Source organism: Lysinibacillus sp. UGB7 (genome assembly GCF_049058285.1).
GTDB classification, from domain to species: Bacteria; Bacillota; Bacilli; order Bacillales_A; family Planococcaceae; genus Lysinibacillus; species Lysinibacillus sphaericus_B.
This window is the reverse complement of the sequence record NZ_JBMGUV010000009.1, coordinates 58,851-82,061: the sequence shown is the minus strand read 5'-3', so window position 1 is coordinate 82,061 and position 23,211 is coordinate 58,851. Positions and strand designations below refer to the sequence as shown.

The following is a 23,211-nucleotide window of genomic DNA, read 5'->3' as shown; positions in this document are numbered from 1 at the left end:
CTCTCCTTTAAACCACTATTCAAATCTCTTAAATGTTTCTTTCATAATGCCATAGGAATTTTTTAACCGTTCTTCAGTTTTAGGCAGATTCCAATTATCCCATGTATAACTATGCAATTGATTAAGTACACCTTTTTCAATCTCTGGCAATGAAGATACAACCTCATGCTTATCATTAACAAACAATGCACCTATATTTATTTTATCTACAAAAACTGATACTTCTCCGTTTTCTTTATAGAAATCCCCTATAAATTCTTTATGACTGGGATCCTTTGATTGAAGAAGTAACCAAGGAATACGTAATTCTATAGTTCCTTTGTCGCTCCAATTATAATCGACAAGAGAATTATAATCCTCTGCCTTCGGATTACCATTTCCCTCTATTAATTTGCCTGTTTCATATGCTGAAAAAGGTACAGCTATATCCTGTTCTGGCAAGTATAGCTCTTTATTTAAAGCATAGTAAATCGGACTGAACGTAGTGTTCTTTTTCATAACACTTGAAGATGGAATGTCGATAAGCTTTAATTCATGTCCATATAAATAAGAATAGAAATCATAATAAGGATCGATGACGATACGTGACTCCTTATTCTTATTAAGCTCGACAACAAACTCAATGCCATTTTTGAACGTTACTCCTTTCAAATCTGATTTTGCTGTTTTTCCCTGATTCGGCATAACATCTAATAGAATTTGAGTAGTAGATATTTTATTGAGTACATCTCCTTTTAATTGGAGGTACAAGTATCTTTCATCATAATCAACGCTCATTGAAGGCTTGTTTTTTTGCTGTTTATATAAAAGGGGAGCTTTCCATTCTGATATATCTCCGTCAACCTGTACCTTATGCCGATCAAAGCTTAGTAAACCAAATTGTTGTTCATTTGTTTGTGCATTAGACCAATAAGGGCGTTGGTTTGGATTATCATAGTCCATCGTATTCCAAGTACGTTTAAACCACTCATCTTGCCAAGTAAATACTAATCCGCCAAGTAAATCCTCTGCCATAATATCCTCAAACAGATGGGTTAATATTTCACCTTGCTCCCGCTCTGATACAAATCCCTGAGTCCAGCCATATGGATTATCATGGGTTAAACCACGTGAACCAGGGATTCCAAACTCAGCGATTAATATTGGCATACGATGTGCAGCGTGTAATTCTGCTAAATAGCCTGCATAACTATTTTTTTCTCCACGATGATCCACATACGACAAGTATTTTTGATCATAGTTAAAGAAATCTGGATAGTATGGATACACATGGTACGATGCAAATTGACCTGTTTGTTTCGCTAACCCTTTCGTATAAACGACATTCGGATTAACACTTGCAATATCTTCATCTGTATTCGGCTCAGATGGATGATCTAATAAATCTGTTGTAACCCAGTTTGTAAAGCTCATAGGATGCATCCAGCCATAATTATTTTGTTCATATTGCGTAATATAATCCATTTGTTCTGCAATCCAATATTCAAATGGGGAAGCATTTTTTGTTTGGAAATAAACACCATCATATTGTCCAATAGTAGCATGCTTTTCATTTGTTCCGTTCACCATATGAGGGTACCATTCGATACCAATAACCCAACCGATTATATACTGTGAAACATCCGTATCATAATAACCAGATGCATGTCCTACTACGTGCTCTACATATTTATTACCGTGAATGACATCTACAAGGGTTTTCATTTCTGCTCGGAATTTCTCAAGCGTTGCAGGATCATAAGCATCTAAAGTTTCCTCTAAACCTTCTTCTTCAATCCACACTCCATGTAGCACATATAAAGGATTTTCTGCTTCTTCATTATATCTTTTTAAAGCTCTATAAAAGCCAGGTGGATGTAACGTATAGACTCGGATTGTATTGGCATTCATTTTACCAATCTGTTGGAACCAGCGATAATATTCATCTTCCGTAATGGCCGCCTCTCCAGGGAAATAACCTGGTTTTCCCATCCCCATATTAACGCCTTTGAGGGTGATAGCTTCCCATTGCCCATCCTTTAAAATTTCAAATGTTTGATCATTAATACGTGCATTATAACCTAAATTATTTATTGATGAACCGTCAGATTTCTGCTTAACTTCTTTTTTCTCGAATTCTTCCAAAATAGACTTCATCATCGGTACATATGCTGACCAATAGAAAGCATCATCTGAAAAATTTTGTAAAACTTTATAGACTGATGCTAGCCCTTTCATCTTATAGAAAAATGGCACTTTATTCATATCATTAAAATCGCCTGCAAAATAATATTTTGTAGCATTTTTTTGTTCACCTGAAACAACGGCTGCGAATGAAAGAGGAACATCATGTTCATTTAATAATTTTTCTCCTTCATCAGTTAAACTCCACTCATAATTCGCTAAAACATCTTGCTCATTTTGCGCCGTAACAATATCAAACCAGTAATCATATCGTGTGCTTGATGAAACATTCAAGAACTTTTGTCCTGCTTTAATGAAGTTAAGATAAATACCTTCTTTATCAATATGTTTATTTAATTCTAAAACAAAAACCTCATCTGTAAAGTCATTTACTAATATGAAGCCCCCACCTTCATATTTCCAGTCATCCTTAAATTTATCAACAACCCATTGTGGAATTTCATTATTTTTTCTATAATCTAATTCTTCAAAATAGCGACCAATCCAGCCAGACCAATCTATTTTCAAATAATCTAGCACTTGATTTCGCACTTCAGGAGACGTTGGTGATGCAATAGAGTTAAATTCTGCAATAAATAAACTTTTTTCGGCACTAGTTAAACGTTTCATCATAGCATCCCATTCTTGCGATTCTAATCCACCAACAATTTTCTTTGTGCGTGCCCCCAATCTTTCTTGCTTCGGGTTGAGATCATCTTCATAGACACCGTACGTATCCGCTAAATAAATTACATCATAATCTTTGTAATCCTTTGGCATTTGAGAAGTAGACACACTGTTATTTTGTTCATCTGGAATTGTCCCAAAATAATCCTTGGATTCATCATATTGACCTTCTTTATGTTCGTACTTCAAAAAATTTAATAGCCAAGTTAACCCTAAATGCTCTCGATATGATTCATCCTTCACTGTTTTATCAATGATTGCAACATTCAGTTGTTTATTAGGTGACACAAACCAAAGAGCAATTGGTATCACTATAAGTAATAACACTACTATAATTCCCAAATAAATACGCTTCATATCGATTCTTGCTCCTTGCTTGAAATACCTTTACGATCCATTTTGCCCCACTCTCGTCTTCTTACTAAAAAGTTCAAAAGACCTTCACAACGCCAAATAAGTGTAATAGGACGATACCAAAACATTTCTGTAAAACTTAGTAACATCATACGTATTAAGTCAGCAACCTTGAATGTTTTATTTTTGCTCCATGCTTCAAATAACACAGCCATTATTGAAAATACAACACCATACAGTACAAATGATAAAAGTAGCAAAATGGCTATCTCATAATAGATGTCACCTAAGAAAAAAGCAAAAACAATATAAATATACCCACCAAGTTCGACAATCGGTCCTAAGCCTTCAATGAGCCAAAAATAGGGGAAGGATAATAACCCAATACCTCCATATTTTGGATTAAAAGTCATTGTTTTATGACTCCATAAACTCTCTAATAATCCTTGATGCCACCTTCTTCTTTGTCGCCTTAAAACAGCCATTGTTTCTGGTGCCTCTGTCCAACAAACAGGGTTCTCTACAAATTCAATACGTTTATTTTCTTTCTTTTTACGGATATATTGATGCAGTTTTACTACGAGCTCCATATCTTCACCAATCATACTTTTAGTATAGCCACCTGCTTCTACTACCCATTTTTTTGAAAACAGACTAAATGCACCTGAAATAATTAAAACCAAGTTAAATTTACTTAGCGTAATTCGTCCTATTAAAAAAGCTCTAAAGTATTCAATAATTTGCATAGTAACTAAATAATTTTTAGATAAGTTTGTTTCTAAAATGGAGCCAAGTTGCATATTCATTCCATTGGCAATTTGAACATTTCCTCCTGCCGCAATTACCTCACCATCAGATAAGGCAATGGGTTTCATTAAACGTAATAAAGATGTACTCTCCAGAATTGAATCTCCATCAACAGAACAAAAATAAGGATATCTTGCCACATTAATGCCTACATTCAAAGCATCTGCCTTTCCACCATTCTCTTTCTCTACTAAAAAACAATTTGGGTGAATTTGTGATTGATAGATTTGATTAATAGGACTTGCTGGGATTTCCATCTTTATTACTTTTTCAATTTTTTGCATTTGAAAATGCTCAATAACTATTTCTTGAGTACGATCAGTAGAACCATCATTGACAATGATTATTTCAAATTCTGGATAGTGTAAACTAAGTAGAGAATGAATACTATCCACAATACCTACTTCTTCATTATAAGCAGGTATAATTACAGATACTGGTTTAGAATAAAACGCATCAATATACGTATCATCCATTTCAGTGTGATCAAGCCTATATTCTTTTCGTAGCTTAAAAAAGGCAAAGAAGAACATAAGTCCATACGTTACTATAACCAGTAGCATATAAATTATGATTAACCCACCAAAAAACCACATTAAATAGTCAAGTATAATCATACTGCACGCATCCTTTTTTCTAATACTTCATTAGCCATATCAATTGCATATTGGTCATTTGTTGTTTCAATGAATTTTTTTAATCTCTGATAACCTCTGGGATCTTCAATTATCGTACTTGCTGCTTGTGACCGCACCCACCAATTACTATCTTGTAACAATTTTTCTAAATGCCCGGAAGTATATGTTAAAGGTGCATACTTAAATAATTTTGCGACCATTAATCTTTCTTCCCATATTGACGAATTAACAAATGGAATATACGTCTCTAAATCTCGGATAACCCCAATTCTTTCTAGTCCTCTAAGAGTCCGAATGCGAATTTCAGTATCCTCACTTGCTAATAATTCCTCAAGTCCCTCTATAACTTCCATACTGCCTTTTGCTGCAATTGTATCAATCAAAGCATATTGTGCCGCTTGATGTAAATTTTCCAATTTCCCCATAAATTGTTGGAGCATTTCTACATCTAAATATGAAAATAACTTTTTATATTCACTTTCTGAAAAAGAATAATTACATAGCAATATTTCATGTATAAATTTTTCTTTTTCAAGAATAGAATATATTTTTAATAGCTGAAATACTTCTATAGAATGTTTGTGTTTAATGGATACTTCGCAAGTACTGATAAGCTCTTTTATATGGAAATCAGCAATGCGGTACATTGCATTCATTTTCTTACTCCCGTTTTTGGATTTTAATTCATTTTGGTAATAGTCCTTTAAATACATTTGTGCAAAATTATATATTTTTTGTTGAATAATCGGATTGGAAATATTTCTTAAATACGATAAAAATATGTGTTCTACCGCTAATATTTGATTTTTATTTTTAGGAATTAGCGTAACAGTAAATTGGTCGTCCTCTAGAAAGTACTCCTGCCAAATTATTTTTGTTTTTTGTATATACTTTTCAATCTCATGCTTCTTTCTTTCTTCATACCCTCTTTGATAGATTAAATAAATCATTGCTACACCGCAAAATACTAAGAGAATAGCAATAATATATAATAATAATTGAATAGATAATTCAATCATAATCATAACCTCGCAAATGTTCGTTTTAATTGTGCTTGAAATAAATTTAAATCGAATGGCTTAATTAAATACTCATCAACGCCACTTTCATATGCATAGATCATATCTCCCTGAGACTTTCTATTTGTCATCATATAAATAATAAATTTCTTTTGATTAGCCATTTGCCTTAATGTGTGCAAGACATTGAGGCCATTTTTACGAGGCAAAATATCATTCATAATGACAATATGCGTATGTCCAGATAAATACCAATCTGACTGTAAAAATTCGTGCCCATCTGAAAATATTTTTGTTTCCAATTGAAAGTGATCTACTACCATTTTTTGAACTGTCAATTCTAATACTTCGCTAAAAATAGTATTTTCCTCTAAAATACTTACTTTCACTTTTTTAATTGGTTGTGCCTTAAAGCTCGTCACGATTTCGATTTTCCAAGGTTCTGATAGTTGACTAAAAACTTCAAACTGTTTATCTTTTAAATCTTCAAACATTACTTGATCATTTTTAACCTCTACAATAATTCCCTGAAATGTAAAAGTTGAATCGATTTTTAAAGGGAAGTTCTCATTTATTACGAGTTGAAAAATTCGATTTAAAAATGCTTTTCCCTCCTCCTCACCATTTTGTGGTAACAAAATTCCCCATCGTAAACTTCCCTCTAACCTAAAAAGCATATCGGTATTCCGAACTTCGGATACAAGAAAATGAGCAATTTGTTCTTCTAAATCTTCAATCATATTATTTTGATGGGGGTCGGTTACAGTTGCCTTTAAAAAAATAACTGTCAATTCCATATGTGAACGAATAACATTTGCCTTTAACACATCGAAAATTGGTACAATATAACTTTCATTAGAAATATTTACTTTTTGTGTCGCTTTAATTAAAGTGTCCATCCTATACTCCTCTTACATTTTCTTAATATGATATTTATTTGCACTGTGGAACTATTATGATCAATAGGTGTTTTTCGTCATATTTTCATCAAATTCCCTTCTTTTTAATTCATTCATTACTGTTAAATAAGGAGAATATATTCCACAAAAAATTGACGATTTTTAATATAATATCCTCTATAACAAATTTGTATAGGCTCAACAATTTTTCATTCATTCTAAACAATAAATAAAAAACAAACATAGCTATATTTAAAAAACCTTATTATCAAATGAGTATGACTGCTTCTAGAAATTTCTGTATAGAGGTACAAGTAGTATTCTGTATCTGACGCTCCGCTTTGGCAGCAAAACTACCGAAAGAAGAAAAAATAATTAACTATCACACTAATACGTACTAGTTATATTTATATATTAATATGTGCTTTTTTGGAGATAAGATAAAGGTAGGATATTGCTTTTTACTTGATGTGGTTATGAGCTTTTTCAACGTTTTACAGTATATCATATTAGTATCCTTTTATAAGAATATAACAGTTCGAACTAAACAAATTCTAAACAAATTCTAAACAAATAAAAAATTAAAAAAATTGCATTAAATAAAAGAAAAAATCTGCTGCATTCCTCAGATAAGACGAGGAAGTTTTGCAGATTCTTTCCTTTTATGACAACGAACAAATGAAGGAAAATGCCCTTTTATTGCTGATTACAAGACAACTTTGTCCCGATTAATTGAATAGCCGTTAAGACTAACTGGCATTTACGGTCGCATTTCCATCCAACTTTCAAGATGGTGGATTGCAATACCTTTAAAGCTCTGTTTTTTAAAAAAATGTTTTTGAACTTTTTTCAATTGTCGATCCATATATGCTTCTCCTTCTTCTGAGAAGCTAACTAAGTCGCCCTCTGCTGACTTCAAAGTTTCAACACCTACAACAACTTTTTTATCCATTCGTTTAGCATATTCAATTTCATTTTTTACGATTTGTATAATGTCCTGTGAATTATCTCGATAAGCCATTATCGTCACACCATCTGAATAGTTAATTAACCATTCTGATAAAATACCTTTACCATATTTAGTCTCATATGAGATTTCGTCATACCAAAAAGGTATATCTAATTCTAGTGTTAATTTTAATGGTCGTGCTTTCTTTTTAGCATGTATAACTAACTGTTGATAAGTTTGAATCGCGATTGTTTGTTTTGTAGACCAAATATTTGTATCATATGGCTCAATATCTAAATGTATTCCTAAAAAACGTTGTGCCTCGGTTGCTTCACGTTGATAAAGCTCAAGCCAATCCATAAGTTGATTTTGATACTCCATGCCATTCTCTGTAATCCAATAAGTTTCCCCAGCAAGTGCGTATATTAGGATGTTTTTCGCTGTAGCCTTTTCAATAAAGCTTTGATAAACGCTTCTTGATATTTCATAATCAATTTGCAAATAAACTTTGTTTATTTGTTTGTTTTCCAAAAATTGTAATGTATCAATTTCGTTATCCACAAGTATCCACGGATTCCAAATCCATGTAGAACGTTCATCTTCTGTAATACTATCTGCCTTTATAGTTGTACTATTCAGTGACATAAATAATATGCATATGATTACCAACTTAAACTTTCGACTATTAATAATTTTACACAGCCCCATTCGTTCAAACTAGTTATACCGTACCGAAAATTTTCAAAAATAGAAATAAACAAAAAGAAGGATATATTTCTTTTTATTATTGTTCCTCATAAAGTAGGAATTTTGTCTTAAAGGAATGTGCAACCTATCTCTATTTTTACAAAAAAAATAGTACAAACCAAAGTTTGTACTATTTAATCATATACTCTTTACTAAAATAAATTACTTAACTGGTACAACTGCGCCCTTCCACTCTTCAATGATGAAGTCTTGGATTTCTTTAGACGTTAATACTTCTAATAATTTTTTTATTCCTGGTTTTGTTTCATCGCCAGCGCGTACTGCGATAATGTTTACATATGGTGACTCTTTATCTTCAAGAGAGATTGCATCTTCCGTTGGGTTTAAACCGTTATCAATTGCGAAGTTCGAGTTGATAAGAACTGCGTCGCCTTCTTCATTTTCAAACATTTGTACCAGCATTTCTGGTGCAGTATTTGCATCGAATTTAAAGTTTTTAGGATTTTCTGCGATGTCTTTGATTTCAGCTGCTGTTTTGTCGATACCCTCTTTTAATTTAATTAAGCCTTTAGCTTCTAATAATGACAGCATACGGCCGTGGTCTGAAACAGAGTTAGAAAGTAAGATCGTTGCACCTTCTGGCAGGTCCTCAAGAGTCTTATATTTTTTAGAGTAAATTCCGATTGGCTCGATGTGAACACCGCCAGCATTGACGAAATCATAACCATTATCTTTGATTTGTAAATCTAAGTAAGGAATATGTTGGAAATAGTTTGCATCAAGAGTTTTAGATTCTAAATCTTGGTTTGGTAGTACATAATCTGTATACGTTTCAATTTTTAGATCAATACCTTGTTCAGCTAAAATTGATTTTGCTTCTTCTAAGATGACTGCATGTGGTGTATTAGATGCACCTACAGTTAATGTTACATTTTCCTTATCGTCTGCTTTATCTCCAGTTGTTGAACCTGCATCTTCTTTTTTATCGGCACCACAAGCTGCTAGAGCTAGTACAAGGACTGATAAGAATAAACCTGCTAAAAACTTCTTCATTTGTTTACACTCCCTTTTATCTTGTTCAAAAATATGTTAGCGGTATGAAACCGGAATAACCTTAACGTTTGTCTGTTTTGGCTGTTATCATGTCGCCAATCCATTGAATGATAAATACTACTACTAAAATTAAAATCGTTGCCATTAATGTTACGTCTTGACGATTACGTTGGAAACCATCTAAAAAGGCTAAGTTCCCGAGACCACCAGCACCAATAATGCCTGCCATTGCTGTATAGCCGACAAGTGCAACTGCAGTTACTGTAAGGCCCGAAATAAGTGCAGGCAAGGATTCAGGAATTAAAACTTTCCAAATAATTGTAGAAGTTTTTGCCCCCATTGAACGAGCCGCCTCAATGACACCTCTATCAATTTCACGTAAAGCTATTAATACCATTCGTGCATAGAACGGTGCGGCACCTATAATTAGTGCAGGTAAGGCTGCATCTGCCCCACGGATTGTCCCAAGTAAAAATTTCGTGAATGGAATTAATAAGATGATTAACACGATAAACGGAATCGAGCGGAATATATTAACGACCGAGCCTGTTAAAAAGTTAACCAATTTATTAGCCCATAGTTGGTTAGGACTTGTTAGAAATAGGATGATGCCAATTGCTAACCCAAGAATAAAGGTTACAACTGCTGAGATAGAAGTCATATATAGTGTTTCATATGTCGCTTCCCACATTTTTTCCCAGTCGACATTCGGAAAGAGACTAGTTAGCATCTGTAATCACCTCCGTTTGTACTTCTACTGTATTTAAATAACTTAAAGCAGCAGTCACATTGGTCTCTGAACCATCAATTTGTACAATGAGCGTACCGTATGCGCCATTTTTAGTTTGCGAAATGTTACCATGTACAATACTCATGTCAACATCAAACTGCTTCACTAGATGTGAAATAACAGGCTGCTTTGTTTTTTCACCTACAAAGACAAGTTTGACAAGTTGACCAGTAGGATAATTCAGCCTTAGCTGAGCCACGGTTTCCTGTGTTTCCTTCGTATCGGTAATTTGAGATACAAACTTTTTCGTTATAGCCGCTTGCGGTGCTTGGAATACTTGCAATACCTCACCACGTTCAACAATTTCTCCAGCCTCCATCACCGCCACACGATGACAAATTTTACGAATTACATGCATCTCATGTGTGATTAAGACAATTGTTAGGCCTAATCGTTCGTTAATGTCTACAAGCAAATCAAGAATTGCATCTGTTGTCTCTGGATCCAGTGCTGATGTTGCTTCATCACATAACAATACTTCAGGATTATTGGCCAACGCACGTGCGATACCAACGCGTTGTTTTTGTCCACCCGATAGCTGTGATGGATACGCTTTGTCACGGCCCTCTAGACCAACAAGTGCAATCAATTCATTCACGCGTGCCTCTCGTTGTGCTTTAGGTATACCTGCAATTTCTAATGGGAAAGCAATATTTTCCGCAACTGTTCGAGACCAAAGTAAGTTAAAATGTTGAAAAATCATACTTACTTTTTGTCTAGCATTTCGGAGCTTTTGCCCTTTAATTGATGAAAATTCTTCGTTGTTAACCGTCACCGTACCAGATGTCGGCTTTTCTAAACCGTTTAATAACCGAATCATCGTACTTTTACCAGCGCCACTATAGCCGATAATACCAAAGATTTCACCTTTATTAATGGAAAGGTTGACATCTTTGACTGCTGTTAATTCGCCATTCGCGGTTTTGTACTTCTTCGTAATATTTTGAAGCTGTATCATAGCAAATACTCCTTTTCTCATATAGAAAACCCCTTCACTTGCAGACAAGTTGAAGGGGTCACGTACTTTATACGTTGAACCGTTCTCTCATCTTTCAAAGAAAATTTCTTTGGGTGATTTGGCACCTTTTCACATATGTGATGGTTGCCGGGCTTCATCGGGCACTTCCCTCCGCCACTCTTCATAAGAGTTCGATATTTTATTTTCATTTAGAACGTATGCTGAATAAAATTAATATAATTGATACTTTACCACGCTAGCAAAGTTCAGTCAATCGGTTTTTTTAACAATTCGTATAAAAATGGTACGGATTGAAAAGCATATACCTTTTCTGTAACTTTATCGCCATCACTAATAAGTAAGCATGGTACACTTTCTATTTGGTGCTCATAAGCTAAAGGCTCCAAAAAATTCATATTAGCTTTACCAAACTGAATCTGTGGCAACAGTTGCTCAACGATATTTATCATTTTAGATGCGACTGCACACGTCCCACACATAGGTGTATATAAATAAAAGGCAGTTTTTTTACCAGACTGCATAGCAACTTCCCACTGCTCTTTTGACCATTCTTCCATCTTTTCACGCAACCTTACAAAATATATTCATTATGGATTGAGAAATGTGCGCGCAGTAAAATCATTGCTAGCACTTTCCTTGGTGTCGTCTCTACTTCTTTATAGGTTGGCATCGTTCGTAAATGCTCCGCCTCTGGATAATGTCTGTCCATTAGTGCCCGCAGCTTATCACCTGATGGATCAGCATCAAAAAATGTGTATAGCTCACAGCCCTCATAAGGATCCAATAACTCTTCTAATTGATGAACACCGATAGTACCATTTGTACACAGTATTAGTACATTTCCACTCAAAATAGGTTCAATTTGAAGCTTATCCGAACGGCCTTCCACGATTAAACATTTCCCCTCGAACATCACGCCACCCCCATTTAGACTTCTACCCTTTATTTCTCATTATATAATAAAAAACGTCGGTGTTTTCCGACGTTTTCAGGTGCTACAAGCTTGTCTTTATTCAGCAATCATTTCTTCGTATTGTTCTGCTGTCATAAGTTTTTCAATTTCTGATGCGTCAGCAGGCTCTACAACGATCATCCATGCTTTTTCATATGGTGATTCATTTACGAATTCCGGGCTATCTTCTAAATCAGCATTTACTTCAACCACTTTACCTGAGATAGGCGCGTATAATTCAGAAACAGTTTTTACTGATTCAACACTACCGAATGGATCATCTGTTTTGATTTCATCGCCAACTTGTGGAAGCTCAACGAACACGATATCTCCAAGTTCAGATTGTGCGAAGTGTGAAATACCGATACGTACTTTACCGTCTTCTACTTTTACCCATTCATGTTCTTCAGAGTATCGTAAGTCTTTAGGTGTGCTCATGCAAAAAACCCCTCCATAAATATGTAATATATTCACTATCAGTGTGCCATACTTCTCCCATAAAAACAAGGATAAAGGCGGTTATTTCCAAGCTTGCTCAAAATCTGATTCTTTAAACCCGAGTGTCACTTTTTCTCCATCAGTTACGATAGGTCTTTTAATAAGCATACCATCTGATGCAAGCAGTGTAAGTTGCTCTTCTTCTGGCATTTCAGCTAGTTTATCCTTCAAACCAAGCTCCCGATATTTCATGCCTGAAGTATTAAAAAACTTTTTCAATGGTAACCCACTTACCTGCCAATAGTTCTTTAATTGTTCCTTTGTTGGTGGTTGCTCCACAATGTGTACCTCTTCAAATGAAATACCATTGTCGGTTAACCATTTTTGCGCTTTTTTACATGTAGTACATTTTGGATAATGGATAAATTGAATCGTCATATGTAGGCTCCTCTACAGTCATTTTCTGTAGTATACCATCATACTTGTCGTGAACCAAAATGAAACCATTGTTTCATGTTTTTTCCGTCAGTATTTCGATTCTATCCGGCACTTTCAGAATTCTATCCGGCACTTTTCAGTTTTATCCGTCTAAAGATAAAAAACGAGCTACCGATAATGCGTAGCTCGTTCATAATATTTTTTATACGATGAATTTTTCTGCTTCGATTAGTTTAACTGAAGCTTCACGTTTCTTCGTGATTAAGTTATATGGATTGTTGCGCGTTAGCTTACGTAATGCAGACAATGTCATACGTGCAGCATCTCCGTCTGCTGAAGCAAGAATTGTATCTTTCGCTTCTTTCTCAATTTCTGCAAAGGCCTCTTGGCAGAAGATTTGTGTATAAAGAAGTTTTTGATGTGCTTTCTCTTCACCGTCACGTGCAATGGCCTTTTCAGTACGTAATACAGTTGATTCCATTGCAAATAATTGGTTAGCAATATTAGCGATGTTCACAAGTACTTCTTGTTCTTGATCAAGTTTTGCGCCAAAGCGTTGTGACGCCATACCAGCAGCTAATACGGCAATTTTCTTCGCATTTTTCACAAGGTATTTTTCTTGTGCTAAGGCTTCTGTGCCCACTTCCTCAGGCATTAACATCAGAAGCTCTTGTTGTAAATTTTGTGCAGCCTGCAACAAAGGAAGCTCGCCTTTTAATGCTTTTTTCATGAATGTACCTGGTACAATCATTCGATTAATTTCGTTTGTTCCTTCGAAAATACGGTTAATACGAGAATCACGGTAAATACGCTCTACTTCATACTCTGCCATGAAACCATAGCCACCATGTAATTGCACTGCTTCATCAGCAATGTAGTCCAATGTTTCTGAACCAAAAACTTTAGCAATCGAGCATTCAATTGCATACTCTGCAATCGCATTTGCAATCACTTTTCCTTGCTTTTGCTCTTCAGGGCTTAACTGGCTTAAACGATCCTCAAATAGTCCAACTGTACGATAATTTAATGATTCTGACGCATATAATTGAGACGCCATAGTCGATAATTTTTCTTTTGTTAAATTGAAGTCAGATAATTTCGTTTTGAATTGCTGACGTTGATTTGTATACTGAATGGCAAGCTCTAAGGCGCGTTTTGACCCACCGATTGTTCCCACACCTAATTTATAACGACCGATGTTTAAGATGTTGAATGCGATCACGTGGCCACGACCAACTTCGCCTAATAAGTTCTCAACTGGTACTTCCGCATCTTCAAGTACTAATGTACGAGTCGATGAAGATTTAATGCCCATTTTCTTTTCCTCTGGACCTACAGAAACGCCATTATAAGCACGTTCTACGATAAATGCTGAGAATTTATCGCCATCGATTTTTGCATAGACAACAAATACATCCGCAAAGCCAGCGTTTGTAATCCATTGTTTTTCACCGTTTAATACAAAATGTGTTCCTGTAGCATTTAGTTTTGCAGTCGTTTTCGCACCTAGTGCATCAGACCCTGAACCTGGTTCTGTTAATGCATATGCTGCAATTAATTCACCTGAAGCAAGCTTTGGTAAATACTTTTTCTTCTGTTCTTCGTTTCCGAAAAGTACGATTGGCAATGAACCAATTCCAACGTGCGCACCATGCGTAATGGAGAAACCACCTGCTACTGACATTTTCTCTGCGATTAATGCAGAAGAAACTTTGTCTAGGCCAAGACCTTCGTATTCTTCAGGAACATCTGCGCCTAATAAACCAAGCTCACCAGCGCTTTTTAACAAACGTACTGAATGTTCGAATTCATGATGTTCTAAGTTTTCAACGACAGGTAATACTTCGTTTGCTACATACTCTTCAGTCGTTTTTGCAATCATTTTGTGCTCATCTGTGAAATCTTCAGGTGTAAATACACGATCTAATTCCACGTCTTCAATGATAAATCCGCCGCCTTTAATGATATCCGTTGTTTTTTCTGTCATTTTAAATTCCTCCTATTTTTATGGTGCCTGGCACTCACACAATTTTCACACAATTACAATCTCATATATAGAAAAGCTCGGAGTATTTTGTTCGGAGGCAACCGAAAACGCCAGACCCCGAGCTTAACTAGTAACCTTATACTATTTCAAATACGCCAGCAGCGCCCATACCGCCGCCGATACACATTGTCACGACACCATACTTCTTGCCTTGACGTTTTAGTTCATGAATTAGCTTCAATGTTAAAATTGCACCTGTTGCGCCTAGCGGGTGTCCTAATGCAATTGCTCCACCATTTACATTGACCTTCTCTTGGTCGATACCTAAATGACGTACAACCTGTAATGATTGTGAGGCAAATGCTTCGTTAATTTCCCACAGATCAATATCTTCGATAGAAAGACCTGCAATTTCAAGCGCTTTTGGAACAGCTACGATTGGACCAATCCCCATTACTTCAGGTGGCACACCGCCAACTGCAAAGCCTAAAAACTTCGCCATTGGTGTCATTCCTTGCTTTTCGGCTTCCTCACGATCCATAACTAGCACAGCCGCTGCTCCATCAGAAGTTTGTGAAGCGTTCCCTGCTGTAACACTTCCTTTAACATGGAATGCTGGGCGAAGCTTCGCTAAACCTTCGACAGATGTACCAGGACGTACACCTTCATCCTTACTGAATGTAAATTTCTTTACTTGTGGTTTATTATTGTCGTCCACATAATGTTGTTCCACTTCGATAGGCACGATTTCATCATTGAACTTACCTTCTTTAATGGCTTTTTCTGCTAGCTCATGTGAACGTACAGCAAAAGCATCCTGATCTTCACGACTTACATTGTATTGACGTGCCACTTCCTCAGCTGTATGCCCCATCCCCATGTAATATTGTGGTGCAGTTTCAGCTAATGCCGGATTTAAACGAGGTGTATTGCCCACCATTGGTACCATACTCATCGATTCAACGCCACCTGCAAGAATCGCCTTTGAATGGCCAAGCATAATGCGCTCAGCAGCGTAAGCAATTGCTTGTAAACCCGAAGAACAAAATCGGTTAATCGTTAGAGCAGGTGTTGCATCTGGTAATCCCGCAAGCGCCCCAATGCTCCGTGCTACGTTCATTCCTTGTTCTGCTTCTGGCATCGCACAGCCTAATATTAAATCATCTACCGGCCCTTCATAACCCGCTCTTTTTAATGTTTCTTTGACAACGATCGCCCCAAAATCATCTGGTCTAACTGTTGCTAAAGAACCTTTTTTCGCTTTTCCAATAGGAGTTCGTGCTCCTGCTACAATAACGGCTTCACGCATTCTATAAATCCCCCTTTGTGTCCTGTGCAAAATTTAGTCATTAAAGTCTTCATTAGTTGCGAAGTGGCTTTCCTTTTAAAAGCATGTGTTGCATTCTTTGTTGTGACAGTGGTTCAGCTACTAAGCTTAAGAAAGCCTCACGCTCAAGATTTAATAGGTATTGTTCATCAACTAATGTGCCATATGGAACTTTTCCACCCGCGATAACATAAGCTAACTTTTTCGCAATTTTCAAATCATGCTCACTAATAAAGCCTGATTCAAACATACCTTGTGCGCCGATTAGTAGCGTTCCATAACCTGATGCACCTACAACAGGGATTTTTGCTGGCACTGGTGCTTGGTAGCCCGCTTCATATAGTGCTAATGCAGCTTGCTTTGCATCATAAATTTGGTGATCCGGATTGACCGAAATACCATCTGCAAAATCTAGGAAGTTATTAACATGCGCTTCTTCCCCTGATGTAGAGACTTTTGCCATTGCAATTGTTTCAAAGACTTTATTCGCAATATTTTGATAGTCTACTTCAACGCCATTTGGTAAGCCTTTGATGAATTTTTGGTAAAGCGCTTTATTACCTCCACCGCCAGGGATTAATCCTACGCCAACTTCCACTAAGCCCATATAAGTTTCCATCGTTGCTTGGATATGTGCAGCCGGCAAGCAAACCTCTGCGCCTCCACCAAGCGTCATTGCAAATGGTGCCGCAACAACAGGCTTGCGAGAGTACTTGATTTTTTGCATCGCATCTTGGAAAGCTTTTATGACGAAATCGAGTTCAAAAATGTTATCATCCTGTGCTTCTACTAAAATCATACCTAGATTAGCACCCACACAGAAATTTTTGCCTTGGTTACCGATGACTAAGCCTTTATAGTTAGCTTCTACTTCATCAATCGCGAAGTTAATCATTTGAATGATATCTAAGCCAATAGCATTGGATTGAGAATGGAACTCTAGCAATGCAATGCCATCACCTAAATCAATTAAGCTGGCACCTGTATTTGACTTAATAACGCCGTGCTTTTTCTTATAGCGCTTTAGGTTAAATTCTTTTTCATTTACTGGTACTTTCACGTATTCTGTACCATTGTAGTACGCTAGATCACCATCGATTTCAGAGTAGAAAGTATCAAAGCCATTCGCTAACATATCTTTGACGAACGTTGGTACTACACGATTTTCCGCTTCCATTTTTGCCACGGATTCTTTAACGCCGATTGCGTCCCAAATTTCGAATGGACCTTGTTGCCAGCCGAAGCCCCATTTCATGGCATTGTCGATGGCTACAATATCATCAGCAATTTCACCGTGTAGCTGTGCAGAGTAAATTAATGTTGGTGCGAAGATACTCCATAATAATTCCCCTGTACGATCCTTCGCATAGGTCAAAGCCTTGACTTTATTTGCTAGACCACGTGCCTGTTTTGCTAATTCAATAGCAGGTGTTTGTAATTTTTTTGTTGGACTATACTCCAGCGTATTTGGGTCAATTTCTAATATTTCTTTGCCTTTTTTCACGAAGAAACCTTGCCCTGATTTCGCCCCTAGCCAGCCATTCGTTACCATTTTTTGCAGGAATTCCGGCACTGTAAACACCTGTTGCTCTTCACCTGTTGTTTGGTCATACACATTTTTCGCTACATGAATGAATGTATCTAGACCGACAACATCTAGTGTGCGGAAGGTTGCGGATTTCGGGCGACCAATTAGTGGACCTGTTACAGAATCTACTTCTCCGACTGAATAGCCACCTTTCACCATTTCTTGTAAAGTGACAAGTAAACCATACGTCCCAATGCGGTTAGCAATGAAGTTTGGCGTATCCTTAGCCAGGACAACACCTTTTCCAAGGATGTCTTCACCAAATGCCTTCATAAAATTAATCACTTCAGGTGCTGTCGTATTTGCTGGGATCACTTCAAGTAATTTTAAATAACGTGGCGGATTGAAGAAATGCGTTCCTAGGAAATGCTTTTGGAAATCTTCTGAACATCCTTCCGCCATTGCATTAATACTAATTCCCGATGTATTCGAGCTAATGATTGTACCTGGTTTACGCACAGCATCAATTTTTTCATATAAGTTCTGCTTGATTGCTAAATTTTCAACGACTACTTCAATAATCCAATCGACGTCCTTTAGCTTTTCTAAATCGTCCTCAAAGTTGCCTACCGATAATAGTGATAAATTTTTCTTAGAAGTAAGTGGTGCCGGCTTTTGCTTCACTAACTTTTGAAGAGCTCCTTGCGCAAAGCGGTTACGCACAGCTGGATGCTCGAGAGTAAGTCCCTTTGCTTCTTCCTCTTTCGTTAGTTCTTTCGGCGCGATATCTAATAATAATGTTGGAATACCAATGTTTGCTAAATGTGCTGCAATTCCAGAACCCATTACACCAGAACCTAGAACAGCTGCCTTTTTAATGTTGTAAGTCACAAGCAATTCCCCCTTATTCTCCCATTGAATGAATAGCCATTCATTTTTTGGCCAAAAAAAATCAAATTTGCCTTGACGCATTTTGTTCAGAAGTTGAATTCGGCTAGCCCAATTCAAGATTTACCGCTTTCGCGCATAAAAACCTGTGAAATACATCTGAGGCTTATCTTCGTTCAGTTGGCGTTTTGACATATGATGAATAAAAAATTAACTAGTATTCACCTTTCACCTATCGTGGTCCAAGTCTTCCGCTGAATGAAGATAAAACTACTTTTTCTGTTTTTAGTGTAGATTATTTTGTTAAATTTAGCAATCTTTTTTCTCTAATTTTTTTCGCAATATACAACTTTTTTCGTTATTTACGAGCGAAAACACGACAATAAGTAGCGTCCCAATAAGCGCAAACAGAAAACTTTCAGGATTAAGAAAAAATGTGTAGAATGTTAAACAAGGAGAGTGAAATACTAATGAAAACAATTACAACTACAGAACAATTTAACGAGCTTATCTCTGGCGAGCAAAAGGTCCTTGTGAAATTTTACGCTGGCTGGTGCCCCGACTGCACACGTATGAATATGTTCATCGACCCAATTATCGAAGAATACAATCAATACGACTGGTACGAGCTTAACCGTGATGAGCTTCCAGATATTGCAGAAAAATATGATGTTATGGGTATTCCAAGCTTATTAATATTCCAAAATGGCGAAAAATTAGCACATTTACATAGTGCAAACGCTAAATCGCCGCAGCAAGTAATCGAGTTTCTATCTGCTCAATAGTCATTTTTAGGTTCTACTATCTGCTGCGAGAGCCAAGTAATAAAAAAGTAGCTGCATTTCTTCATTAGAAATGCAGCTATTTTTTGAAAGGAGCTATTTATGCGCTGTCAATTACCTTTACAAGGAAAATCACAATATGATGCATCTATTTCACCGAACTATCGTAATTCTGCCTGTGGGCCAACAACTGTTCATGTCATATTACAATACTTACACGAAAACAAAAAAACGCCTGCTATCAACGAACTGTACAAAATACTTGGTGGTACCAAAATTGGTCTCTTTAAATGGCGCTTAATCTATAATCTTCGCAAGATGTTTCCAACATGGGAGATTCGCGACTGTTCAATAAAAGAAGCGATGAAGGAAATCGATGAAGGTCGCTCTGTAGCGATGCGTTTCGACCGTTATTTTAGCTGGCAATGGCGCGATAAAAAATCTGCTTATGCCTATCATTGGGTACCTCTCATTGGCTATGAAATCTACAACGATGAGCTATTATTAATTTTCCATGATAATGGTGGTCCCGATCGTGATAGTACAATACGTACCACCTTTTTTAAAGATAACAAGCACGTTTTACGCTTTGTTAAAATTGCTCCTAACTAAGTGAATATAATGTGCGTGCCTGCTTAGCGATTAAGGTAAAACCTCGCTCTTCTAACGCTTTAAATGTATGTTGCTCGTAACCTGGCACTGCTAAACTCGTAAACTCGGCTTCTATTGGTACATTTGTTTGAATCGTCGCGAGTTCGTGCGATAATCTCAGCATATCAACATTATCTTGAATTTTAGTACGTTGCCCTGGCTTTAGCTCCTCTAAAGAAGCAATAACCTTATCGATCGAACCGTATGTTTGAATAAGCGTCAATGCTTGCTTCGGCCCAATACCTTTTACTCCAGGATAACCATCACTTGTATCACCCATAAAGGCCTTAACCTGTGCAAACTGCATTGGTTCAATACCGTATTCCTCTATAAATCGTGCATGCGTGTACACATCGTACTCCGAGTAACCCTTTTTGGTAAAGGCAATCTTTGTTGAAGGCGTTAACAGTTGCAATAAATCCTTATCACCACTAATGACTGTTATATCAGCAAAGTCTTGCCATTTCGAAATCATTGAACCAATTACATCATCGGCTTCCACACCAGCAACACCAAAGTTTTGCCAACCAATTTGTTCAGATAGGGTCTTCGCCATATCAAATTGCGGCAGCATTTCCTCTGGTGGTGCAGGGCGATTCGCTTTATACCCATCATATAATTCATTACGAAACGTATGTGAACCCATATCCCAGCATACTGCTATATGTGTTGGTTGCATGATCGACTGTGCTGTCAATACATGTCGTGCAAACCCTTGCGCACCATTAGTTGGTGTACCGTCTTCTAGGCGTATAAAATGCCCCATTGCTGCTGAAGCAAAAAATGACCGGAATAATAAAGCCATGCCATCTACAATTAAAAGTTTTGGTTTAGTTGTCATCATTAAAAATCCTTTCTATCCAACATTCCTTTATTATATCAACAATGATTGAACTGTGCTTTAAATGGGAATGAATCATAAAAGATAATATAAGGGGGATTATTAATATGAAAATTCATAGTGGGACTTTATATTGGCCAACGACTACTGACAACGACCTTTCTATTATAAAAAATCCGATTGCACCTTTTTATGAGGTCATTATTATCGGGGGTGGCATAGCTGGTTTTCTAGTTGCACACGCATGCTTAGAAGCAGGTCTAAAAGTTGCCCTGATTGAAAAAGAGGACATTGCAATGGGCAGTACTGCCGCTAACACAGGAATTTTACACTATAGTAATGACATTATGTTGCATGAACTAATTGAGCAAATTGGCGAAAAAAATGCGGTTCGTTTTTATAGCATGTGCTATGAAGCCATTCAAGATATTGAAACGATTGCTCAAACACTACCTGACCAAGCAGATTTCCGACGCCGACAAAGTATTTGCTTTGCTAGTAAAACTCGTGATACGACCAAGTTGTTACGTGAATTTAAAGCGTTGCATACACATGGATTCCCTTGTGAGTATTGGAATGACGTGATTATAAAAGAGCGCCTTGGCTTTGAAAAAGATGGCGCCCTTGTTACATTAAATGATGCTGAATTTAATCCTGTAAAGTTCGTTCAGTGTCTTGCAGAGCAATGCCAACAAAAAGGTCTCCATATTTACACAAATATTATGGTCAATGTGTTAGAAGATACAAATGAGGGCACTATTTTGCATACCATTAACGGTCAATTTGCTACACGCAATGTAATCTTCGCTACTGGCTATCAAAATTTACCTTATGGTCAGTTAAAAGGCACGAATTTAAAACGATCGTATGCTATTGTGACCAATGCTATCGATAATTTTAAACCATGGTATGAACAATCACTCATATGGGAAACGAAGCGTCCTTATTTGTATATGCGCACAACGCCAGACAATCGGATAATAGTCGGAGGTCTTGATGAAGATAAAGCTAAAGTACCAAAATCAGAGGGAAAACTGGAAAAACAATCAAATAAGCTACTTGGATTATTGCATGAGCTATTCCCTCAAGTTGATGTGAAAATAGATTACAGTTATTGTGCAACCTTCGGAGATTCAATAGATTATCTACCATATATAGGTGAACATCCCGATCATCCTCACTACTATTATTTACTTGGACATGGGGGCAACGGTACTGTTTACGGCATGCTTGGCGCAAACATTTTAACGGACTTGCTACAGGGTCTACCTAATGATGATGCAAGGATTGTTACCCTAGCACGTAAAAACGGTATCACATAAAATAGGCAGGCTATGGATTGTACCCATAGCCTGCTCTTCATTTTTTCGAGATGCGATGCCGATGATCAAGTTGAATACCTGTAACCCATTGTAAGAATGCAGTCACACCCGTTTTCACCGTCTCTATGCGTAACTGTCCCTCTTTAGGGTCCGCATAGACAAAATCAATATGACGCACACCTTCATTTTCGCCAATGAGCTTTACAATATCAAATAATTCATAAGCCGTTAATCCCCCTGGTGTCGCAGCAGGTACATCAGGTGCAAACGTGATATCAAGTGCATCCAGATCAACTGATACATAAATACGGTCTACCTCGAACATTAGCTGACGAAGCATTTCATGAATGGTAAGCTGTATACCATCCCGACGCATTTGCTTTAAGGTAATCATATGAATACCTTGTTCACGTGCATAATGAATCATCTCCGGTGAATTGAAAAATCCATGCAAGCCTACATTATAAATATGCTTTCCTTCCACCACACCTGCTGCTATCAGCTGCTGTATAGGAGAATCCATTGCTAGCCCAATTTCCTCTTGATTCCTTGCATCTAAATGTGTATCAATTTGAATAACACCGATCCGTTCCTGCGGGAAGGCATTTTTTATGCCACGTAGGGAACAAGCTGTTATCGTATGATCTCCACCAATAAGGCAGGTAAAGCTTTTCTGATAGGTGATACTTAAGTTTTCTGCTGCAGCCTCAATAGCCGATTCTGAGAGCATCTTATCTGTCGCATGAAAAGCGACGTCACCGATATCAACGACAGCCAGTGCACGTAAATCCACTTGCTCATCTAGATTATAAGATTGAAAGCTTGACCATGCCTTGCGAAAAGCATGTGCATACTGTGCTTTTTGAGATGGCTCATTTGCATATGAGAATAATGCTCCATATACAATGACATCAACATCACTCGGATGTGGATTTTCTTTTTGTTTTATCCATTGATGCATGCCTGAGCCATTTTCTTGCTTCCAAAGCCATTCAGGTTGAATGAACATAT

At 36.9% G+C, this 23,211-nt stretch carries 20 protein-coding genes and 1 riboswitch; of the genes, 3 read left to right on the top strand and 17 right to left on the bottom strand.

Annotation, left to right across the window (positions count from 1 at the left end; all coding sequences use genetic code 11):
• Positions 1–15: 15 nt before the first annotated feature.
• From ACOMCU_RS10355 to ACOMCU_RS10285, 15 genes are all read right to left on the bottom strand, one after another.
• Positions 16–3,207, bottom strand: coding sequence for a hypothetical protein (locus ACOMCU_RS10355; protein WP_421050119.1), 3,192 nt, complete (start codon positions 3,205–3,207; stop codon positions 16–18).
• On the bottom strand, positions 3,204–4,628 hold the full coding sequence (locus ACOMCU_RS10350) for a glycosyltransferase family 2 protein (protein ID WP_010857449.1): 1,425 nt from the start codon (positions 4,626–4,628) through the stop codon (positions 3,204–3,206). Before ACOMCU_RS10350 ends, ACOMCU_RS10355 begins: the two co-directional genes overlap by 4 nt.
• Complete coding sequence (locus ACOMCU_RS10345; protein WP_010857448.1) at positions 4,625–5,668, bottom strand: HEAT repeat domain-containing protein; 1,044 nt, start codon at positions 5,666–5,668, stop codon at positions 4,625–4,627. Before ACOMCU_RS10345 ends, ACOMCU_RS10350 begins: the two co-directional genes overlap by 4 nt.
• A gap of 2 nt (positions 5,669–5,670) precedes the next feature.
• Positions 5,671–6,567, bottom strand: a complete 897-nt coding sequence (locus tag ACOMCU_RS10340) for a response regulator (RefSeq protein WP_010857447.1) — start codon at positions 6,565–6,567, stop codon at positions 5,671–5,673.
• A gap of 760 nt (positions 6,568–7,327) precedes the next feature.
• Entirely contained in the window at positions 7,328–8,161 is an 834-nt protein-coding gene (locus ACOMCU_RS10335) for an amidase (RefSeq protein ID WP_421050118.1), read from the bottom strand.
• A 264-nt stretch (positions 8,162–8,425) separates the two neighbouring features.
• On the bottom strand, positions 8,426–9,277 hold the full coding sequence (locus ACOMCU_RS10330) for a MetQ/NlpA family ABC transporter substrate-binding protein (protein ID WP_010857445.1): 852 nt from the start codon (positions 9,275–9,277) through the stop codon (positions 8,426–8,428).
• Positions 9,278–9,338: 61 nt separating this feature from the next.
• Positions 9,339–10,007, bottom strand: a complete 669-nt coding sequence (locus ACOMCU_RS10325) for a methionine ABC transporter permease (protein ID WP_010857444.1) — start codon at positions 10,005–10,007, stop codon at positions 9,339–9,341.
• Positions 9,997–11,025 (bottom strand): methionine ABC transporter ATP-binding protein, encoded by a 1,029-nt coding sequence (locus ACOMCU_RS10320; protein WP_421050164.1) that lies wholly within the window; start codon positions 11,023–11,025, stop codon positions 9,997–9,999. Before ACOMCU_RS10320 ends, ACOMCU_RS10325 begins: the two co-directional genes overlap by 11 nt.
• Positions 11,026–11,109: 84 nt before the next feature.
• A riboswitch (SAM riboswitch) is annotated at positions 11,110–11,215 on the bottom strand.
• A 76-nt stretch (positions 11,216–11,291) separates the two neighbouring features.
• Positions 11,292–11,603 carry a thioredoxin family protein gene (locus ACOMCU_RS10315; RefSeq protein ID WP_010857442.1) on the bottom strand — a complete coding sequence of 104 codons (312 nt, stop codon included), beginning with the start codon at positions 11,601–11,603 and terminating at the stop codon, positions 11,292–11,294.
• Positions 11,604–11,617: 14 nt separating this feature from the next.
• Positions 11,618–11,959, bottom strand: a complete 342-nt coding sequence (locus ACOMCU_RS10310; protein WP_421050117.1) for a hypothetical protein — start codon at positions 11,957–11,959, stop codon at positions 11,618–11,620.
• A 96-nt stretch (positions 11,960–12,055) separates the two neighbouring features.
• Positions 12,056–12,436: a glycine cleavage system protein GcvH gene (gene gcvH / locus ACOMCU_RS10305; protein ID WP_219365062.1), complete on the bottom strand. Its 381-nt coding sequence runs from the start codon at positions 12,434–12,436 to the stop codon at positions 12,056–12,058.
• A gap of 81 nt (positions 12,437–12,517) precedes the next feature.
• Positions 12,518–12,874, bottom strand: coding sequence for an arsenate reductase family protein (locus ACOMCU_RS10300; RefSeq protein ID WP_010857439.1), 357 nt, complete (start codon positions 12,872–12,874; stop codon positions 12,518–12,520).
• Between the two features lie 202 nt (positions 12,875–13,076).
• Positions 13,077–14,861, bottom strand: a complete 1,785-nt coding sequence (locus ACOMCU_RS10295; RefSeq protein WP_421050116.1) for an acyl-CoA dehydrogenase family protein — start codon at positions 14,859–14,861, stop codon at positions 13,077–13,079.
• Between the two features lie 136 nt (positions 14,862–14,997).
• Positions 14,998–16,170, bottom strand: coding sequence for an acetyl-CoA C-acetyltransferase (locus ACOMCU_RS10290; protein ID WP_010857437.1), 1,173 nt, complete (start codon positions 16,168–16,170; stop codon positions 14,998–15,000).
• Between the two features lie 52 nt (positions 16,171–16,222).
• Entirely contained in the window at positions 16,223–18,607 is a 2,385-nt protein-coding gene (locus ACOMCU_RS10285) for a 3-hydroxyacyl-CoA dehydrogenase/enoyl-CoA hydratase family protein (RefSeq protein ID WP_421050115.1), read from the bottom strand.
• A 467-nt stretch (positions 18,608–19,074) separates the two neighbouring features.
• Between ACOMCU_RS10285 and ACOMCU_RS10280 the strand changes: the two genes are divergently transcribed.
• Both ACOMCU_RS10280 and ACOMCU_RS10275 read left to right on the top strand, forming a co-directional pair.
• A complete protein-coding gene (locus tag ACOMCU_RS10280) occupies positions 19,075–19,389 on the top strand; it encodes a thioredoxin family protein (protein ID WP_010857435.1) in 315 nt (104 codons plus the stop codon).
• A 99-nt stretch (positions 19,390–19,488) separates the two neighbouring features.
• On the top strand, positions 19,489–19,998 hold the full coding sequence (locus ACOMCU_RS10275; RefSeq protein ID WP_421050114.1) for a C39 family peptidase: 510 nt from the start codon (positions 19,489–19,491) through the stop codon (positions 19,996–19,998).
• On the opposite strand, the gene ACOMCU_RS10270 is transcribed toward ACOMCU_RS10275, so the two are convergent.
• Positions 19,991–20,878, bottom strand: coding sequence for a 5'-3' exonuclease (locus tag ACOMCU_RS10270; RefSeq protein ID WP_421050163.1), 888 nt, complete (start codon positions 20,876–20,878; stop codon positions 19,991–19,993). The genes ACOMCU_RS10275 and ACOMCU_RS10270 overlap by 8 nt on opposite strands.
• 107 nt (positions 20,879–20,985) lie before the next feature.
• Here ACOMCU_RS10270 and ACOMCU_RS10265 point away from each other — a divergent pair, with 107 nt between their 5' ends.
• Complete coding sequence (locus ACOMCU_RS10265) at positions 20,986–22,200, top strand: NAD(P)/FAD-dependent oxidoreductase (protein WP_421050113.1); 1,215 nt, start codon at positions 20,986–20,988, stop codon at positions 22,198–22,200.
• A 37-nt stretch (positions 22,201–22,237) separates the two neighbouring features.
• Here ACOMCU_RS10265 and ACOMCU_RS10260 read toward each other — a convergent pair whose 3' ends face one another.
• A complete protein-coding gene (locus tag ACOMCU_RS10260; RefSeq protein WP_421050112.1) occupies positions 22,238–23,209 on the bottom strand; it encodes an agmatinase family protein in 972 nt (323 codons plus the stop codon).
• Positions 23,210–23,211 lie beyond the last annotated feature (2 nt).

What these genes read in the sequence shown, in the direction of transcription:
- ACOMCU_RS10295 (WP_421050116.1), bottom strand. Translation starts at nt 14,861, where the DNA reads ATGACAGAAAAAACAACGGATATCATTAAAGGCGGCGGATTTATCATT.
- ACOMCU_RS10310 (WP_421050117.1), bottom strand. Translation starts at nt 11,959, where the DNA reads ATGTTCGAGGGGAAATGTTTAATCGTGGAAGGCCGTTCGGATAAGCTT.
- ACOMCU_RS10350 (WP_010857449.1), bottom strand. Translation starts at nt 4,628, where the DNA reads ATGATTATACTTGACTATTTAATGTGGTTTTTTGGTGGGTTAATCATA.
- gcvH (WP_219365062.1), bottom strand. Translation starts at nt 12,436, where the DNA reads ATGAGCACACCTAAAGACTTACGATACTCTGAAGAACATGAATGGGTA.
- ACOMCU_RS10355 (WP_421050119.1), bottom strand. Translation starts at nt 3,207, where the DNA reads ATGAAGCGTATTTATTTGGGAATTATAGTAGTGTTATTACTTATAGTG.
- ACOMCU_RS10325 (WP_010857444.1), bottom strand. Translation starts at nt 10,007, where the DNA reads ATGCTAACTAGTCTCTTTCCGAATGTCGACTGGGAAAAAATGTGGGAA.
- ACOMCU_RS10270 (WP_421050163.1), bottom strand. Translation starts at nt 20,878, where the DNA reads ATGACAACTAAACCAAAACTTTTAATTGTAGATGGCATGGCTTTATTA.
- ACOMCU_RS10290 (WP_010857437.1), bottom strand. Translation starts at nt 16,170, where the DNA reads ATGCGTGAAGCCGTTATTGTAGCAGGAGCACGAACTCCTATTGGAAAA.
- ACOMCU_RS10345 (WP_010857448.1), bottom strand. Translation starts at nt 5,668, where the DNA reads ATGATTGAATTATCTATTCAATTATTATTATATATTATTGCTATTCTC.
- ACOMCU_RS10260 (WP_421050112.1), bottom strand. Translation starts at nt 23,209, where the DNA reads ATGTTCATTCAACCTGAATGGCTTTGGAAGCAAGAAAATGGCTCAGGC.
- ACOMCU_RS10315 (WP_010857442.1), bottom strand. Translation starts at nt 11,603, where the DNA reads ATGGAAGAATGGTCAAAAGAGCAGTGGGAAGTTGCTATGCAGTCTGGT.
- ACOMCU_RS10275 (WP_421050114.1), top strand. Translation starts at nt 19,489, where the DNA reads ATGCGCTGTCAATTACCTTTACAAGGAAAATCACAATATGATGCATCT.
- ACOMCU_RS10300 (WP_010857439.1), bottom strand. Translation starts at nt 12,874, where the DNA reads ATGACGATTCAATTTATCCATTATCCAAAATGTACTACATGTAAAAAA.
- ACOMCU_RS10265 (WP_421050113.1), top strand. Translation starts at nt 20,986, where the DNA reads ATGAAAATTCATAGTGGGACTTTATATTGGCCAACGACTACTGACAAC.
- ACOMCU_RS10320 (WP_421050164.1), bottom strand. Translation starts at nt 11,025, where the DNA reads ATGATACAGCTTCAAAATATTACGAAGAAGTACAAAACCGCGAATGGC.
- ACOMCU_RS10335 (WP_421050118.1), bottom strand. Translation starts at nt 8,161, where the DNA reads ATGTCACTGAATAGTACAACTATAAAGGCAGATAGTATTACAGAAGAT.
- ACOMCU_RS10330 (WP_010857445.1), bottom strand. Translation starts at nt 9,277, where the DNA reads ATGAAGAAGTTTTTAGCAGGTTTATTCTTATCAGTCCTTGTACTAGCT.
- ACOMCU_RS10280 (WP_010857435.1), top strand. Translation starts at nt 19,075, where the DNA reads ATGAAAACAATTACAACTACAGAACAATTTAACGAGCTTATCTCTGGC.
- ACOMCU_RS10340 (WP_010857447.1), bottom strand. Translation starts at nt 6,567, where the DNA reads ATGGACACTTTAATTAAAGCGACACAAAAAGTAAATATTTCTAATGAA.